Source organism: Enterobacter sp. BNK-34 (genome assembly GCF_048684445.1).
GTDB classification, from domain to species: Bacteria; Pseudomonadota; Gammaproteobacteria; order Enterobacterales; family Enterobacteriaceae; genus Enterobacter; species Enterobacter pseudoroggenkampii.
The window spans coordinates 3,521,794-3,539,892 of sequence record NZ_JBLQUA010000001.1; the positions used below are offsets into that span (position 1 = coordinate 3,521,794).

General features: G+C 63.1%; 1 protein-coding gene. It reads left to right on the forward strand.

Annotation, left to right across the window (positions count from 1 at the left end; all coding sequences use genetic code 11):
* Positions 1-36: 36 nt before the first annotated feature.
* Complete coding sequence (locus ACMGG5_RS17350; protein ID WP_420278251.1) at positions 37-18,042, forward strand: Ig-like domain-containing protein; 18,006 nt, start codon at positions 37-39, stop codon at positions 18,040-18,042.
* The last annotated feature ends 57 nt before the right edge of the window (positions 18,043-18,099 follow it).

The window sequence follows — 18,099 nt, forward strand, 5'->3', positions numbered from 1 at the left end:
TATCCACAGGAATCCGCACACCTGCAAGGAGAAGAAATGAGTAACGTAAAGGTTGTTGATGTCATCATTCGCAAAACGGCGGAGAAAACGAAATTAACCGGCGAAGGAAATCTGTCGGTCTCTATTTCATCGCCGAGCGTGATTGAAATCCAGGGTTCTGCTCAGGATGTGGCGCGTTATGTCCGCCAGGGGAAAGACCTCCTCATTTATATGAAAGATGGCAGCGTGATTCGCTGCAATAACTATTTTGTCGAAGATCCAGAGACGCATAACCAGTCAGAACTGGTGTTCAACGACCGTCAGGAACTGACACATATTTCTTTTGCCGATGCCGGGGAAGCGTCAGGCGTTGCGGTGACCGAGTTAACCGCGCAGGCCACACCGATTAGCAGCATTCAATCTTTCCTCGAGCAGGAAAGTGTTTTAAGCGACGCGCCGTGGGGCTGGATTGCGGGAGCTGCGTTAGGCGGCGGTGCCATCGGGGCACTGCTGGCAAACGGCAGTGACGGTGAAACTAAAACAAAAGTCATTGATAATACCAAAGAAGTTGAAAGCGCCACGCCGACCTTCCTGCTGTCGGATAAAGCGGGTGACAAGCAGGGCGTGCTGAGTGCAAACGAGATCACGGACGACAGCAACCCAACCTTTAGCGGTACCGGTCAGCCGGGCGCGACCATTCAGATCAAAGACAGCAGCGGCAGCACCATTGCCAGCACCATGGTCGGCAAAGACGGCACGTGGACGGTAATATTACCGACCCAGACGGACGGGGAGCACACCTGGTCGGTCGTGCAGATCGACGGCAGTAAAACCACCTCTGCGGGCAGTATTACCGTGACGGTCTCTACCGCCGAGGCCGCCATTACGCTTGCCACCACGGCGGGCGATAACGTGCTGAACGCCAGCGAGCAATCTGCGGGCTTTACGCTCTCCGGTGCCAGCAAAAATCTGGCGCAGGGTACCGAACTCATCGTGACGCTGAACGGCAAAACCTACGCGGCTGAAGTTGGGGCAGACGGCGCGTGGAGCGTTAACGTACCTGCGGCAGACGCGCAGGCGCTGGGCGATGGTACCTGGACCGTCAACGTCAGCGGCAAAGACGCGGCGGGTAACACCGTCAGCGGAAGCCAGACGATTGGCGTGGATACCACCGCGCCAACCCTCTCTGTCGATACCCTCGCACAGGACAACATCATTAATGCGGCTGAGCATAATCAGCCGCTGACGCTAACCGGTAAAACGAATGCGGAAGCCGGTCAGATCGTCACGGTCACCCTGAACGGTAAAAATTATAACGCCACGGTGGGCAGCGACGGCACCTGGTCCGTCACGCTGGAGGTGGGCGACGTGCAGGCGCTCAGCGAGGGCAATCACACCCTGACGGTGAACGTTAGCGACAAAGCGGGCAACGGCTCGTCCGTGACGGCAGATTTCACGGTGGATACCGTCGCGCCGGTCGTCACCATCCATACCGTGGCGGGCGACGATATTCTCAATATCAGCGAGCAGGGTCAGGCGCACATCATTTCCGGCCAGGCGAGCGGTGCCGCCGCGGGCGATGTGGTCACCGTAACCCTTGGCGGTCAGACCTTCACCGGCGTGGTGCTGGCGGACGGCAGCTGGAGCGTGGGCGTTCCGGCGTCCGTGCTGGGCGCGCTGGGTGAAGGCAACCATACGATTTCAGTTTCCGTGACCGACGCGGCAGGCAACACCGGCAGCGCCACGCACGGCATTACGCTGAGTGGACATCCGCCAGAATTTACGATTGACGCCATCAGCCAGGATAACGTCCTGAATGCCCAGGAGGCGATGCAGCCGCTGAGCCTGACCGGCACCAGCAACCTGCCGGACGGCACCACCGTCACCGTGACGCTGAACAACGTCAGCTATCAGGCCACCGTCGAAAACGGTATCTGGGCGGTCCAGGTGCCGGTGTCCGACGTCCTGAATCTGGCGAACACGCTTTACACCGTCAGCGTCAGCGGCACCGACAGCGTGGGTAACAGCGGTTCTGCCGAAGCGAATCTGCTGGTGGATACCGTCCTTCCGCAGGTCATCATCAATACGTTTGCGGGCGACAACCTGGTCAATAACGCCGAAGCGGGCGTCGATCAAACCCTCAGCGGTCGCGTTACCGGCGCGGCGGCGGGTGATACCGTCTCCATCACCGCAGGCGGCAAGAGCTACACCGCAACGGTTGGCAGCGATCTGACCTGGAGCGTGAAGATCCCGTCAGCGGATCTTCAGGCGTTCGGCGACGGCGATTTAACCTTCACCGCGTCGGTGACCAACGGGCACGGCAATACCGGCACCGGCGAGCGTGATATCAATATCAACGCGGAGCTGCCGGGTCTGCGCGTGAACACCATTTCCGGCGATGACGTGATCAACGCCATTGAGCAGCAGCAGGATCTGAGCGTCACCGGCTCCAGTACCCATCTGGCCCCGGGCACGCAGATTGTCGTCACCATCAACAACGTTGAGTACGTCACCGCGGTTAACGCCAGCGGCAACTGGCAGATCGGCGTTCCGGCGGCAGACCTGCAGGCCTGGACGGCGGGCGGCATGACGGTGAGCGTCAGCGCGGTAGATGCCTGGGGCAATCCCGTTGCGGCTGAACACCCGATTGAACTCGATCTGAACGCCGTGGCGGTCACCATTGATACCGTCTCCGGCGACGACCTGCTGAATGCGGCAGAAAAAGGCGGTGATTTAACCCTTTCCGGCCAGACGCAGGGCGTGGAAGCGGGGCAGACCGTGGTGGTGAAATTCGCTGACCAGACCTTTACTGCGCAAGTGCAGCAGGATGGCTCCTGGAGCCTGACCGTACCCGCCAGCGCCATGGAAACCCTGACCGACGGGCGCGCGCAGGTGAGCGTCAGCGTCACTAACGTCAGCGGCAACAGCGCGGACGCGGCGCGCGTTGTCACGGTGGATACGCAGCCACCGGCGATTACGCTCGATAACCTGACCGCCGACAACATCATTAATGCGGCAGAAGCGCAGCAGGATTTACTGTTAAGCGGCAGCAGCAGTGCGGAACCCGGCCAGACTGTCACCGTGACGCTGAACGGCAAAACGTATCAGACCACGGTCCAGACGGACGGTAGTTGGCAGCTGAGCGTCCCGGCGGCTGACGTCGGCGCCCTGACGGACGGCATCGTTACCGTGACGGCAACCGTGAGCGACGTGGCGGGCAACAGCAGCAGCGCCGATCGCGTGGGTCTGGTGGATGCGACCGTACCGCAGGTGACCATTAATGACTTTGTCACCGACACTAACACCGTTAACCAGCTCGCCCATTCACAGGCGCAGATCCTGAGCGGCTCCGTCACCGGTGCGGCAGCGGGCGACCTTGTGACCATTACCATTAACAGCGTGGATTACACCACCGTGGTGGATGCGGCGGGCAACTGGAGCCTCGGCCTGCCGGCGTCCGTCGTTCAGGGGCTGACGGACGGCACATGGACCATTGACGTCTCCGTGACCGACCGATCCGGCAACACCGGAAGCAGTTCACTGGATGTGGTGGTGAATACCGTGACGCCTGTTATTGGTATCAGCACGCTGGCGGCGGACGACGTAATCAATGCGACCGAGAAGGGCGAAGATCTGCTGCTCTCCGGCACCAGCAACCAGCCGGAAGGCACGCGCGTCACCGTTAACCTGAACGGCATCAACTACACCGCCACCACTGACGCCAGCGGCAACTGGAGCGTGACCGTACCGGCCTCGGCCGTAAGCATCCTGGGAGAAGCTCATTACACCGTGACGGCGAGCGTCACGGATAGCGTAGGCAACAGCGCCTCAACCTCACACGATGTGCTGGTGGACAGCTCGCTGCCGGTGGTGACGATCGGCACGCTGGCGGGCGACAATATCGTTAACGCGGCGGAAGTGGCGGCAGGGCAAACCCTGTCCGGTAAGGTGACGAACGCGGCGGTAGGTGACACTGTCACGATTATCCTCGGCGGTCAGACTTACACGGCTACCGTGCAGGACGATCTCACCTGGAGCCTGCCGTTAAGCGAAAGCCAGTTAACCGCGCTCGGCAATGGCGACCTCACCGTATCCGCCAGCGTGACCAACGCGCACGGTAATACCGGTTCTTCTTCTCTCGACTTCAGCATCGACGCCCAGCTTCCGGGACTGCGTATTGATACGGTCGCAGGTGACGACGTGATTAACGTCATCGAACACGCCCAGAATCTGATTGTCTCCGGCACCAGCACCGATCTGGCGGCGGGCAGCGCCGTCACCGTGACCATTAACGGCAAAGCGTATTCCGCAACGGTGCTGGCCGACGGCACCTGGCAGGCAGCGGTACCGGCGGCGGACGTGTCCCAGTGGGCGGATGGCTCGCTGGATATCAAGGCAAGCGCGCAGGATGCCTCCGGTAACCCGGTGACCATCGGCACCGTCGTGGACGTCGATCTCGCGCCGGTCGCCATCACCATCAGCAGCGTGACCGACGACAACGTGCTTAACGCGGCGGAAAAAGGCCAGGACCTGGTGCTGTCCGGCACCACCGCCAACGTGGAAGCGGGCCAGACCGTCACCATCATCATTGCAGGGAAAACGTACACCACGACGGTGGATGGCAACGGCGACTGGACCTGGACCGTTCCGGCTGCCGATCTGAGTGCCCTGAAGGACGGTGGCGCCAGCGTGCAGGTCAGCGTCACCAACGTGAACGGTAACGCGGCCTCTTCGGTGCAGGCATTCAGCGTCGACACCACCGCGCCGACGGTGACCATCAACACCATCAGCAATGACAATATGCTGAACGCGGCAGAGGCGGCGCAGGATCTGACCCTGAGCGGGACGTCTACTGCCGAAGCGGGCCAGACGGTCACCGTGACCTTCAACGGCAATCAGTACACCGCGCAGGTGCAGGCGGACGGCAGCTGGACGCTCGACGTTCCGGCGGCGGATCTGGCGGGCATCACCGACGGCAGCGCGGCGGTCACGGCGACCGTGTCCGATAAGGCAGGTAACCCGGCCAGCGCAGGTTCCTCGGTGCTGGTCGACACCACCGTGCCGCAGATTTCGTTCAACATCGTTGCGGGCGACGACATCGTGAATATTGCCGAGCACGGCCAGGCGCTGATCGTCTCCGGTAAGGTGACGGGCGCGCAGGCGGGCGACGTGATTACCGTGACCCTGAACGGCAAAGACTACACCGCTATGCTGGACGCGTCCGGCAACTGGAGCGTGGGCGTTCCTGCGGCGGACGTGGGCGCGCTGGCAAACGGCGAGCAGACGATCTCTGCGACCCTCACCGACAAAGCCGGTAACAGCACCACCGCGACGCACGAGTTTGACGTCTCCCTGACCGCGCCGGTCATTGCCATTAATACCCTGGCGGTTGACGACGTGATCAACGCGACTGAGAAAGGCCAGGATCTGCAGGTGTCCGGCACCAGCAACCAGCCGGACGGAACCACCATTACGGTGACCCTGAACGGCATCAGCTATACGGCCACCGCCGACGCGAGCGGGAACTGGAGCGTGACCGTTCCGGCGGCAAACGTCTCTGCGCTGGGCGAAGCGAGCTACGCCGTGACGGCGAGCGTGACCGACAGCGCGGGGAACAGCGCGAGCACCGGCCACAGCGTGCTGGTCGACAGCGCGCTGCCGCAGGTCACCATCAACCCCGTCGCCACGGACGATGTCATTAACGCGGCGGAAGTGGCTAGCGGGCAGACCCTCAGCGGAAAAGTGAGCGGCGCAGCGAGCGGTGACACTGTCACTGTTTCAGTCGGTGGCAATACCTGGACCGCGACGGTTCAGGACGATCTGAGCTGGTCGGTCAACGTGCCGTCCTCGGTCTTAACCGCCATCGGTAACGGCGATCTGACAGTGTCAGCCAGCGTCACCAACGGCCACGGCAACACCGGCACCGGCGAGCGCGACATCAGCATCGACGCAAACCTGCCGGGCCTGCGCGTCGATACCGTGGCGGGCGACGATGTGATCAATAGCATCGAGCACGCTCAAAACCTGATTATCACCGGCACCAGCGACGGTCTGGCAACGGGCGCGGCGCTGACGGTCACCATCAACGGCAAAACCTACGCGGCCACCGTACTGGCGGACGGCACCTGGACGGCGGCCATTCCGGCGGCAGACGTCAGCGCGCTGGCTGCGGGCACGGTTACCGTGACCGTGGAGGGGCAAAGCACCGCGGGGAATCCGGTGACCATCAGCCATGACGTGAAGGTCGATCTCGCGGCAGTCGCCATCAGCATTGACCCGATTGCCTCTGACGACGTGATTAACGCGGCGGAGAAAGGCGCGGACCTGGTGCTGTCTGGCTCCACCACCAACGTGGAAGAAAACCAGACCGTTACCATCACCTTCGGCGGCAAGTCGTACACCGCGACGGTCGATGCCGACGGCAACTGGACGGCTACCGTACCGTCTGCCGACGTGGGCAGCCTGAAGGACGGCGATGCCAGCGTGCAAGTGAGCGTGACCAACGTGAACGGCAACAGCGCGTCGGCGGGCCGCGAGTACAGCGTGGACGCGACCGCGCCGACGGTGTCTATTGAAATCATCAGCGACAACAACATCATCAATGCGGCTGAAGCGCAGCAGGATCTGGTGATTAACGGCGTCACCAACGCCGAAGCGGGCCAGACCGTCACCGTGACGCTGAACGGCGTGGACTACACCACCACCGTTCAGGCCAACGGCAGCTGGAGCGTGACCGTGCCGTCCGCGGATCTGAGCGGTATTACCGACGGGAACTACACCGTCAGCGCCGCCGTATCGGACAAAGCGGGCAACCCGGCCTCCGCGGATCGCGACGTGCTGGTGGATACCACCGTTCCACAGTTGACCATTCACACCGTATCCGACGACGACGTGATCAACAGCGCCGAGCATGCGCAGGCCCTGATTGTCACCGGTTCCGTGACGGGCGCGGCGGCGGGCGACGTGGTCACGGTCACCCTCAACGGCAAATCGTACACCGCCACCCTGGACGCCTCCGGCAACTGGAGCGTGGGCGTGCCTGCGGCGGACGTCACCGCGCTGGCCGCCGGGGATCACACTATTACCGCAGCGCTGACCGATAAAGCAGGCAACAGCAACAGCGCCACGCACGGCGTGGCGGTGAACCTGACCGCGCCGGGGCTGACCATTGACACCGTTTCCGGTGACGATGTGATCAACAACACCGAGAAAACCCAGGATCTGACGATTTCCGGTACGGCTTCCGGCCTGGCGGCAGGCGCGGCGGTGACCGTGATGCTGAACGGCAAAGCGTACAGCGCGCTGGTGGACGATAACGGGAAATGGACGACTACCGTTCCGGCGGATCAGGTGAGCCAACTGGGCGAAGCGTTGTATACCGTTACCGCATCGGCAACGGACAGCGTCGGCAACAATACCAGCACGTCACACACCGTGAACGTGGAATCCGTTCTGCCGGGCGTGATCGTCAACACCATTGCGGGCGACGACATTATTAACGCGGCGGAGCTGGCAGCCGGCCAGACCATCAGCGGTAAGGTGGTGAATGCCGAAGCGGGCAATACCGTGACCGTGACCATTGGCGGTAACAGCTACACCGCAACGGTGCAGAGCGATCTCACCTGGTCCGTTAACGTGCCGTCGGACGTGCTGACCGCGCTGGGCAACGGCTATTTGACCGTGTCAGCCAGCGTCACGAACGGCGTGGGCAATAGCGGAACGGGCGAGCGCGATATCACTATCGACGCTAACCTGCCGGGCCTGCGCGTGGATACCGTGGCGGGTGACGACGTGATCAACAGCATCGAACACGGGCAGAACCTGATTATCACCGGCACCAGCGAAGGGCTGGCGGCGGGGGCGGCGCTGACCGTGACCGTCAACGGCAAAACCTATCCGGCGACCGTGCTGGCGGACGGCACCTGGCGCGCGGCGATCCCGGCTGCGGACGTGGGTGCGCTGAATGCAGGCACGGTCACCGTGACCGTGGCAGGCCAGAGCAGCGCCGGTAATCCGGTCTCCATCAGCCACGATGTGACGGTGGATCTGGCGACCGTTGCCATCAGCATCGATGCGATTGCCGCCGACGACGTGATTAACGCCGCCGAGAAGGGCGCGGATCTGGTGCTCTCCGGGGCGACCTCGAACGTTGAGGAAAACCAGACCGTTACCATCACCTTCGGCGGCAAGAGCTACACCGCGACCGTAGGCGCCGATGGCAAATGGACGGCCACGGTGCCAGCCGCCGACCTGGCGGGTCTGAAAGACGGCGACGCCAGCGTGCAGGTGAGCGTCACCAACGTGAACGGCAACAGCGCCTCGGCGGGCCGCGAGTACAGCGTGGATGCGACCGCGCCGAGCCTGACCATCAACACCCTGGCGACGGACGACATTCTCAATGCCACCGAAGCGAGGAGCGATCTGACCGTGTCCGGTACCAGTACCGCCGAAGCGGGCCAGACGGTCACCGTATCGCTGAACGGTAAAGACTACACCACAACCGTCAGCGCAGACGGCAGCTGGACGCTGAACGTTCCAGCGGCGGATCTGGCTGGATTAACCGACGGCAGCGTGACCGTCACCGCATCGGTCAGCGACAAGGCGGGCAACCCGGCATCGGTGGATCACAACCTGGCGGTAGATATCACCGTGCCTGCGGTGACCATCAATACCGTGGCGGGCGACGACGTGATTAACATCGCTGAGCACGGCCAGGCGCACATCATCAGCGGCACCGCCACCGGCGCGGCAGCGGGCGATAAGGTCACCGTTACCATCGGCGGCCAGACTTACACCACCGTGCTGGACGCGGCGGGCAACTGGAGCGTCGGCGTCCCGGCGAGCGTGATTTCCGGCCTCAGCGACGGCACCGTGACCGTCACGGCGTCGGTCACCGACGCGGCGGGCAATACCGGCACCGGCACGCATAACGTGACCGTCGATACCGGTCTGCCGTCCGTGGCCTTCAACGCCATCAGCGGCGACAACGTGCTGAACGCGGTGGAGAAAGGTCAGGATCTGAGCGTCAGCGGCACCAGCGCCAACCTCGCGGAAGGCACCGCGGTGACCGTGACCCTCAACGGTAAAAACTACACGGCGACGACCGCCGCAGACGGCACCTGGAGCCTGACGGTTCCGGCGGCGGATCTGGCCGGTCTCGGTCAGGCCAACTACACCCTGAACGCAACCGCCACCAACGGCGTGGGCAACAGCGTGAGCAACACCGCGAACCTGCTGGTGGACACCGCGCTGCCAACGGTCAACATCAACACCGTGGCGGGCGATAACGTCATTAACGCGGCGGAAGTGGCCGCAGGCCAGACCCTGAGCGGCACCGTGGCGAATGCCGAAGCGGGCAATACCGTTACCATCACCATTGGCGGCAACAGCTATACCGCGACGGTGCAGAACGATCTGACCTGGTCCGTGAACGTGCCGTCTGACGTGCTGACCGCGCTGGGCAACGGCAGCCTGAGCGTGACGGCCACCGTCACCAACGGCCACGGCAACACCGGCACCGGCGAGCGCGAGATCGCCATCGACGCTAACCTGCCGGGCCTGCGCGTGGACACCGTGGCGGGCGACAACGTCATCAACAGCATTGAGCATGCGCAGAACCTGATTGTCACCGGCTCCAGCGACGGGCTGGCGCCGGGCACGGCGCTGACCGTCACCGTCAACGGTAAAGACTATGCGGCGACGGTTCTGGCGGACGGCACCTGGAGCGCGGCTGTTCCGGCAGCGGACGTGAGCGCGTGGCCGGAAGGCACCGTCAAAATCAGCGTTACCGGCGACAGCTCAGCGGGCAACCCGATTACCATCAGCCACGATGTGACGGTGGATCTGGCGACCGTTGCCATCAGCATCGATGCGATTGCGACCGACGACGTGATTAACGCGGCGGAGAAGGGCGCGGATCTGGTGCTGTCCGGTGCGACCACCCACGTGGAGGCCGGTCAAACCGTGACCATCAGCCTGAACGGCAAAATCTACACCACCACGGTGGACGACAGCGGCAACTGGACCTGGACCGTACCGTCTGCAGATCTGGCACACCTCAAGGATGGCGACGCCAGCGTGCAGGTGAGCGTCACCAACGTGAACGGCAACAGCGCCTCGGCGGGGCGTGAGTACAGCGTGGATGCGACCGCGCCGTCCGTGACCATTCATACCCTTGCGGCTGACGATATTCTGAATGCCGCAGAAGCGCAGTCCGATCTGACCGTGTCCGGTACCACCACCGCCGAAGCGGGCCAGACGGTGACCGTGACGCTGAACGGCAAAGACTACACCACAACCGCAGGCGCGGACGGCAGCTGGACGCTGAGCGTTCCGGCGGCGGATCTGGCGGCGCTCGGCGACGGCAGCGTCATCGTGACGGCGAGCGTCAGCGACAAAGCGGGCAACCCGGCGTCGGTTGATCACACTCTGACGGTGGACGTGACCGTTCCTGCGGTGACCATCAATACCGTGGCGGGGGATGATGTCATTAACCTCGCAGAACACAGCCAGGCGCACATCGTCAGCGGCACCGCCACCGGCGCGGCGGCGGGCGATAAGGTGACCGTGACCATCGGCGGCCAGACTTACACCACCGTTCTGGACGCGGCGGGTAACTGGAGCGTGGGCGTCCCGGCCAGCGTGATTTCCGGCCTCAGCGACGGCACCGTGATCGTGACTGCGTCCGTCACCGACGCGGCGGGCAACACCGGCACCGGCACGCATAACGTGACCGTCGATACCGGCCTGCCGTCCGTGGCCTTCAACGCCATCAGCGGCGACAACGTGCTGAATGCGGTGGAGAAAGGTCAGGATCTGAGCGTCAGCGGCACCAGCGCCAACCTCGCGGAAGGCACCGTGGTGATCGTGACCCTCAACGGTAATAACTACACGGCGACGACCGCCGCAGACGGCACCTGGAGCCTGACGGTCCCGGCGGCGGATCTGGCGGGTCTCGGCCAGGCCAACTACACCCTGAACGCGACCGCCACCAACGGCGTGGGCAACAGCGTCAGCAACACCGCGAATCTGCTGGTCGATACCGCGCTGCCGGGCGTCACCATCAACACCATCGCGGGCGATAACGTTATCAACGCGGCGGAAGTGGCCGCGGGCCAGACCCTCAGCGGCAAGGTAACGAACGCGGAAGCGGGCAATACCGTCACCGTGACCATTGGCGGCAACACCTACACCGCGACGGTGCAGAGCGATCTGACGTGGTCCGTGAACGTGCCGGAGTCCGTCCTGACGGCGCTGGGCAATGGCGATTTGACCGTGTCAGCAACCGTCACCAACGGCCATGGCAATACCGGGACCGGCGAGCGCGAGATCGCGATCGACGCTAACCTGCCGGGCCTGCGCGTTGATACGGTAGCGGGCGACGATGTGATCAACAGCATCGAGCACGGGCAGAACCTGATTGTCACCGGCTCCAGCGACGGGCTGGCGGCAGGCACCACGCTCACCGTGACCGTCAATGGCAAAACTTATGCGGCCTCCGTGCTGGCAGACGGTTCCTGGAGCGCGGCGATCCCGGCGGCAGACGTCGCGGCCTTCGCAGCAGGTACGGTCACCGTGACCGTTGCAGGCCAGAGCGCGGCGGGTAACCCGGTGACCATCAGCCATGACGTGACCGTCGATCTGGCGGCGGTGGCTATCAGCATCGATGCGATTGCCACCGACGACGTGATTAACGCGGCGGAGAAAGGTACGGAACTGGTGCTCTCCGGCAGCACCTCGAACGTGGAGGAAAACCAGACCGTTACCATTACCTTCGGCGGCAAGACGTATACCGCGAAGGTGGATGCTGACGGCCGCTGGACGGCCACCGTGCCGTCCGCGGATCTCGCGGGCCTGAAAGACGGTGACGCCAGCGTGCAGGTGAGCGTCACCAACGCGCACGGCAACAGCGCCACGGCGGGCCGGGAGTACAGCGTGGACGCGACTGCGCCAACCGTGACCATTGATACGGTCGCAGGCGATAACGTGATTAACGGCAGCGAAGCGGCTGCGGGCGTTGCTATCTCCGGCACCACCACGGCGGAAGCCGGGCAGACGGTCACCGTGACGCTGGGCGGTAAGAGCTATACAGCCCAGGTGCAGCAGGGCGGCGTCTGGAGCGTGAACGTTCCGGGCAGCGATCTGACCGCACTGGCGGATAGCGGCTACACCGTGCAGGTGAGCGTGAGCGACGCGGCGGGTAATCCGGGCAGCGCGGGTAAGACGATTACGCTTGATACCACGCCGCCGACCGTCAGCTTTAACGTGGTGGCGGGCGATGACGTGATTAACAGCGTGGAGCACGGCCAGGCGCAGATCGTCAGCGGGTCGGCAACCGGCGCGAACGTCGGTGATAAAGTGGTTATCACCCTCGGTTCGCACCAGTACACCACCACCGTTGACGCCAGCGGCAACTGGAGCGTGGGCGTTCCGGCCAGCGTGATTTCCGCCCTGACCGACGGCACCGTGACCCTCAGCGCGACCATTACCGACAGCGCGGGTAACAGCAGCACCCAGACCCATGACGTGGTGGTCAACACCGCCTCCGTGGCGCTGACGGTGAACACCGTTAGCGGTGACGACGTCATCAACGCGGCTGAAGCCGGTTCGTCCCTGGTGATTAACGGCTCCAGCGCCCAGCTTGCCAGCGGGACGCAGGTTACCGTGACGCTGAACGGCAAGAGCTATACGGCCACCATCCAGAGCGACGGCAGCTGGACGACCACCGTTCCGGCCGCAGACGTGGGTGCCCTGGCCGATGGCGCGCGCTATCAGGTGTCCGTGTCGGCGCAGGACAGCGCGGGCAACAGCGCGTCGGCGACGCACGGCATCAGCGTGGATACCACTGCGCCGGTGGTGAGCATTGCGACGCTGTCGGTTGACGACATGCTGAACGCCGCGGAAGCGCAGCTGCCGCTGACCGTGCACGGATCTTCCAGCGCGGAGGCGGGTCAGACCGTTACCGTGACGCTGGGCGGCAAAACCTACACTGCGCTTGTCGGCAGCGACGGCACCTGGACGCTCGACGTTCCGGCAGCCGATCTGGCTGCGCTGAGCCAGGGCGCGCTGACGGTGACCGCCTCGGTCAACGACAAAGCCGGTAACGGCGGCCAGACCACGCACACCTTAACGGTAGACACCGTCGCGCCAGCCGTAACCATCAGCACCGTGGCCGATGACGATATCGTCAACAACGCCGAGCAGCTGGCGGGCCAGACCATCCGCGGCACGACCACGGCGGAACAGGGCCAGACGGTGACCGTCTCCTTCAACGGGCACAGCTATCAGGCGACCGTCGGGGCGGACGGATCGTGGTCGGTCTTCGTACCGGGCCGTGATTTCCTCGGCCTGAGCGACGGGGAGTACACCATCACCGCTTCGGTAAGCGACAGGGCGGGCAACCCGGGCAGCGCAACACACGACGTGACGCTGAACGGCGATGTCCCAACCATCACCATTAACACCTTTGCGCAGGACGATATCGTCAACGCCGCCGAGCACAGCACGCCGCTGGTCATCAGCGGCACCACCGACGCGCCTGTAGGCCAGACGGTGACCATCACGCTGAACGGTAAAACCTATACTGCGACCGTACAGAATGACGGTACCTGGAGCTACACGGTGGGAAGCGCTGACGTGACCGCGCTGGCAGACGGCGGCTCGTACGTGATTAACGCGCAGGTCAGCAATACCATCGGCAACAGCGCCATCGATAACCATACCGTCACGGTGGATCTCACCGCGCCGTCGATGGGGATCGCTATTGATTCGCTGCAAAACGACACCGGCCTGAGCGCAACGGATTTCATCACCAACGACAGCCAGGTCGTCGTCAACGGCTCGCTGACCGCGCAGCTCGGCAATAACGAGAAGGCGCAGCTCAGCCTCGACGGCGGCGTCACCTGGATCGACCTGACCGTGACCGGCACCACCTGGCGCTACGCCGATGGCCGCACCCTGACGGACGGTACGTATCAGTACCAGGTCCGCGTGATTGATAACGCGGGCAACGTGGGGGCCACGGACAGCCAGGACGTGGTGATTGACCTGACGAAGCCTGCGGCAACCACCATTACCGTGGATTCCATTACGCAGGATACCGGCCTGTCCGGCAGCGACTTTATCACCAGCGACAACCAGATCAGCCTGAAAGGGACGCTCGGCGCGGCGCTGGGCAGCGGCGACCACGCGCAGATCAGCCTTGACGGGGGCGTCACCTGGACCGACGTCAGCGTCAGCGGCCTGAGCTGGACGTATGTTGATGGCCGCACGCTGGCCGACGGGGATTACAACTACCAGCTGCGCGTGATTGACGACGCGGGCAATATCAGCGCCACCGCCAGCCAGGTGGTGACCATTGATACGGTTGCGCCGGACGCGAGCAAAACCATCGCCATCGACAGCATCAGTGACGATACCGGCCTGAGCAGCAGCGACTTTATCACCAACGATACGTCCCTGACGCTGCACGGCTCGCTCGGCGCGACGCTGGCCGACGGCGAGTATGCCCAAATCAGCATCGACGGCGGCGTGACCTGGCAGAACGTCATCGTCACCGGCAACAGCTGGTACTACGTCGATGGCCGCACGCTGGGTAACCAGACCTATGACTACTACGTTCGCGTGGTGGATGCGGCGGGCAACGTGGGTGCCAGCGCCCATCAGCAGGTGACCGTCGATACGGTCGCCCCGGATGCGGCGATTACGGTGACCGTGGATAACATCACCGTGGATACCGGATTCGACAATAACGACTTCCTGACCAGTTCGACCTCGTACACGCTGCACGGAACGCTTGGCGCAGCGTTAGGGGCGGGAGAGTACGTGCAGGTGAGCATGGACGGCGGCACGACCTGGGTATACGCCACCGTCAGCGGGACGCAGTGGAGCTATAGCGACACCCGTACCCTGACCGACGGCAGCCATAACTACCAGGTGCGGGTCGTCGACCAGGCGGGGAACGTCGGGGCAACCACCTCGCAGGCGGTGACGGTGGATACGCAGGCGCCGCAGTACGGCGTCACCATCGACAGCATCAGCGAAGATACCGGCCAGTCCGGGAGTGATTTCATCACCATGGACACCACGCTGACCATCAACGGTTCGCTGGGCAGCGCGCTGGCAAGCGACGAGCGCGTACAGATAAGCCTGGACGGCGGGAACACTTGGCTCGATACCACGGTCACCAACCAGCGCTGGAGCTACACCGATACCCGCGATCTGCCTGACGGAGACTACACCTACCAGGTGCGGATTATCGACCAGGCGGGCAACGTCGGCTCCACCGCCTCTCAGGTGGTGACGGTGGACACCACGCCGCCAACCACGGTGGGTACGGTCGTGAGCTATACCGACGGTGAAGGCGAGCGTCAGGGCACCTTTGGCAGCGCGGTGGCAACGGACGATAACTCGCCGCTGATCAACGGGACGCTTAACCGCGCTCCGGACGACGGTGAAATTGTGCAGCTCTATCGTGACGGGGTCCTGCTCGGTCAGGTGACCATGAACGGCAGCGCAAGCTGGTCCTTCCAGGACAACGGCCTGAGCGACGGAAATCACACCTACATTGTGCGCGTCACCGACAGGGCCGGTAACTACACGGAGTCTGACGGCTTTGTGCTGAACGTTGATACCAGCATCCCGACCACCACGGCGGCGATTACCGCGCAGACCACGTCGGACACCACGCCGATTGTCACCGGCACCGTCTCCGCTGACCTGGTGAACGGTGAATACCTGGTGGTGACGGTGAACGGCAAAACCTACACCTCCCAGACCGGCGGCGCGGTGGTGGTCGATCCGGATCACAACACCTGGTATCTGCAGATCCCGGACGGCGATGCGCTGAGCGTGGCGAGCTACAGCGTGACGGCGCAGGTGAAGAGCAGCGCGGGTAACGGCAATACCACCGGTACGGCAACCGGCAGCCTGGTGATTGACACCACTTCGGTGAATACCGACTGGGCGACCACGGCGGGGAACAGCAACAACTCCACCATGACCCTCGGCATGAACAGCAGCGGTCTGTGGAACATCATTGCTAACGGCCAGTCTTATTCCAGCAGCGATAGCTCGACCTATGCCGGGAATACCCTGACCAACACCCGCGGCTATTACGTGGTGAGCCAGACCGCCGCCGACTTTGACCGTAACGGCACGCAGGACATTTTCGCCACGGAGACCACCTACTCAGGATCCACGCAGGTGATGTGGACCTACGATGGCAGCACCTATAACGCCAGCCAGCTGGCGATGGGGACCACCATCTGGTACGGCGGCGTGATTGCGTACGACAAAACCGGGGATGGCTATCTGGATCTGGCGTACGGTGACTCCGGCGCGGACTCCATTACCTATCTGATCAACAACAACGGGGTACTCTCGCCTGACGGCACGTACGGCGGTGCGGGGTTCTGGGGACAGTTCACCACCATGCGTGAAATCTCCGGCGTCGATATTAACAATGACGGCACCGTGGATGTGGTTCAGCACACCAACCGCAGCGGCGCGTACTCGTTAACCGTGATCAACAACAACGGTAACGGCACGCTCTCTATCGGTCAGAACCTGACGAATGTGTTTGTGGCCAACGCCTCGAATACCACCACGGCGGCGTCCATGACGTGGGCGGACTTCAACGGCGATGGCTACATGGATCTGTACCTGGGCAGCAGCTACAACAACAACGGCGGGGTGATCTACTACAACGACGGTACCGGGAAGCTCTCAACCACCAAGAGCGCGGTCGAGGCCTCTAACGCCACGGCGGGGTATCTGTCGGTGGCGGTGGACTGGAACGGTGACGGGCAGATGGACATCGTCAAGCTCAGCACCTATGGCGGCTCGCAGACGGCAACGCTGTTCACCAACAACGGTTACGGCTCGACCTGGACTGCAAGCCAGCTGGCTTCCGGACTGGCGAACGTCACCGGCGTGGCGGCAGTGGACTACAACTGGGACGGTGCGCAGGATCTGCTGGTCTCTCAGCAGAACGGCAAGGTGGTGCTGGTACAAAACAGCAAAACCATTGCTGACGGCACCGCGATGCACCTGCACATTGTCGACAGCGAGGGCATCAACGCCTACTACGGCAATACGGTCAATCTGTACAACGCCGCGGGCGTACTGGTGGCCTCGCAGATCATCAACGCCCAGTCCGGTATCGGTTCGAACGATACCTCTGCGCTGGTGAGCTTCTACGGGCTGGATCCGAATGAAACCTACTCGGCCGAGATCCTGAAGATCACCAACGGCGTGTCGGATAACGTCACCTGGAGCGGCCTGGAGGCGGGCAACGGCAAAGAGGGCTACGTCCTGACGGCCGAAGCGGCCACCGGCGGCCACAGCGGAACCATTACCGGAACCGGGTATAACGACACCTTTATCGCAGAGTTTGGCACCTATACCTACAACGGTTCCGGCGGCTGGACTACCCATTCCGACTACGACACCTGGAGCAACACCGGTGGGATGGACGTGGTGGATTACCGCAATGCGACCTCCGGCGTAACCGTTGATTTGCGCCTTTCTACCGCGCAGAACACCGGGTTCGGTACGTCACGACTGCTCAACATTGAAGGAATTAACGGCTCGAACTTCGACGACGTCATTACCGGCAACAGCGGTGATAACCGGTTCGAAGGCCGGGGCGGGAACGACACCTTCAACATCGGCAGCGGCGGTCACGATACGTTGCTCTACAAGCTGATCAACGCCTCGGATGCCACGGGCGGTAACGGTCACGACGTGGTGAACGGCTTTACGGTCGGCACCTGGGAAGGGACCGCGGACACGGATCGTATTGACCTGCGCGATCTGCTCTCCGGCAGCGGCTATACCGGCACGGGTTCGGCGAGCTACGTGAACGGCGTGGCCACGCTGGACAGCAGCGCGGGCAATATCAGCGATTACATCCGCGTGGTGCAGAACGGCAGCAATACCGAGATCCAGGTTGACCTGGACGGTACAGGCGGTCAGTTCTCGCCAACCACTCTGGTGACCCTGAACGGCGTGCAGACGGATCTGGCGACGCTGCTGGCGAACCATCAGCTGTTAATTGCGTAAACCAACGCCGCGGGGAGCGATCCTCGCGGCCTTTTGGCGTTTCTTTTACACGAATTG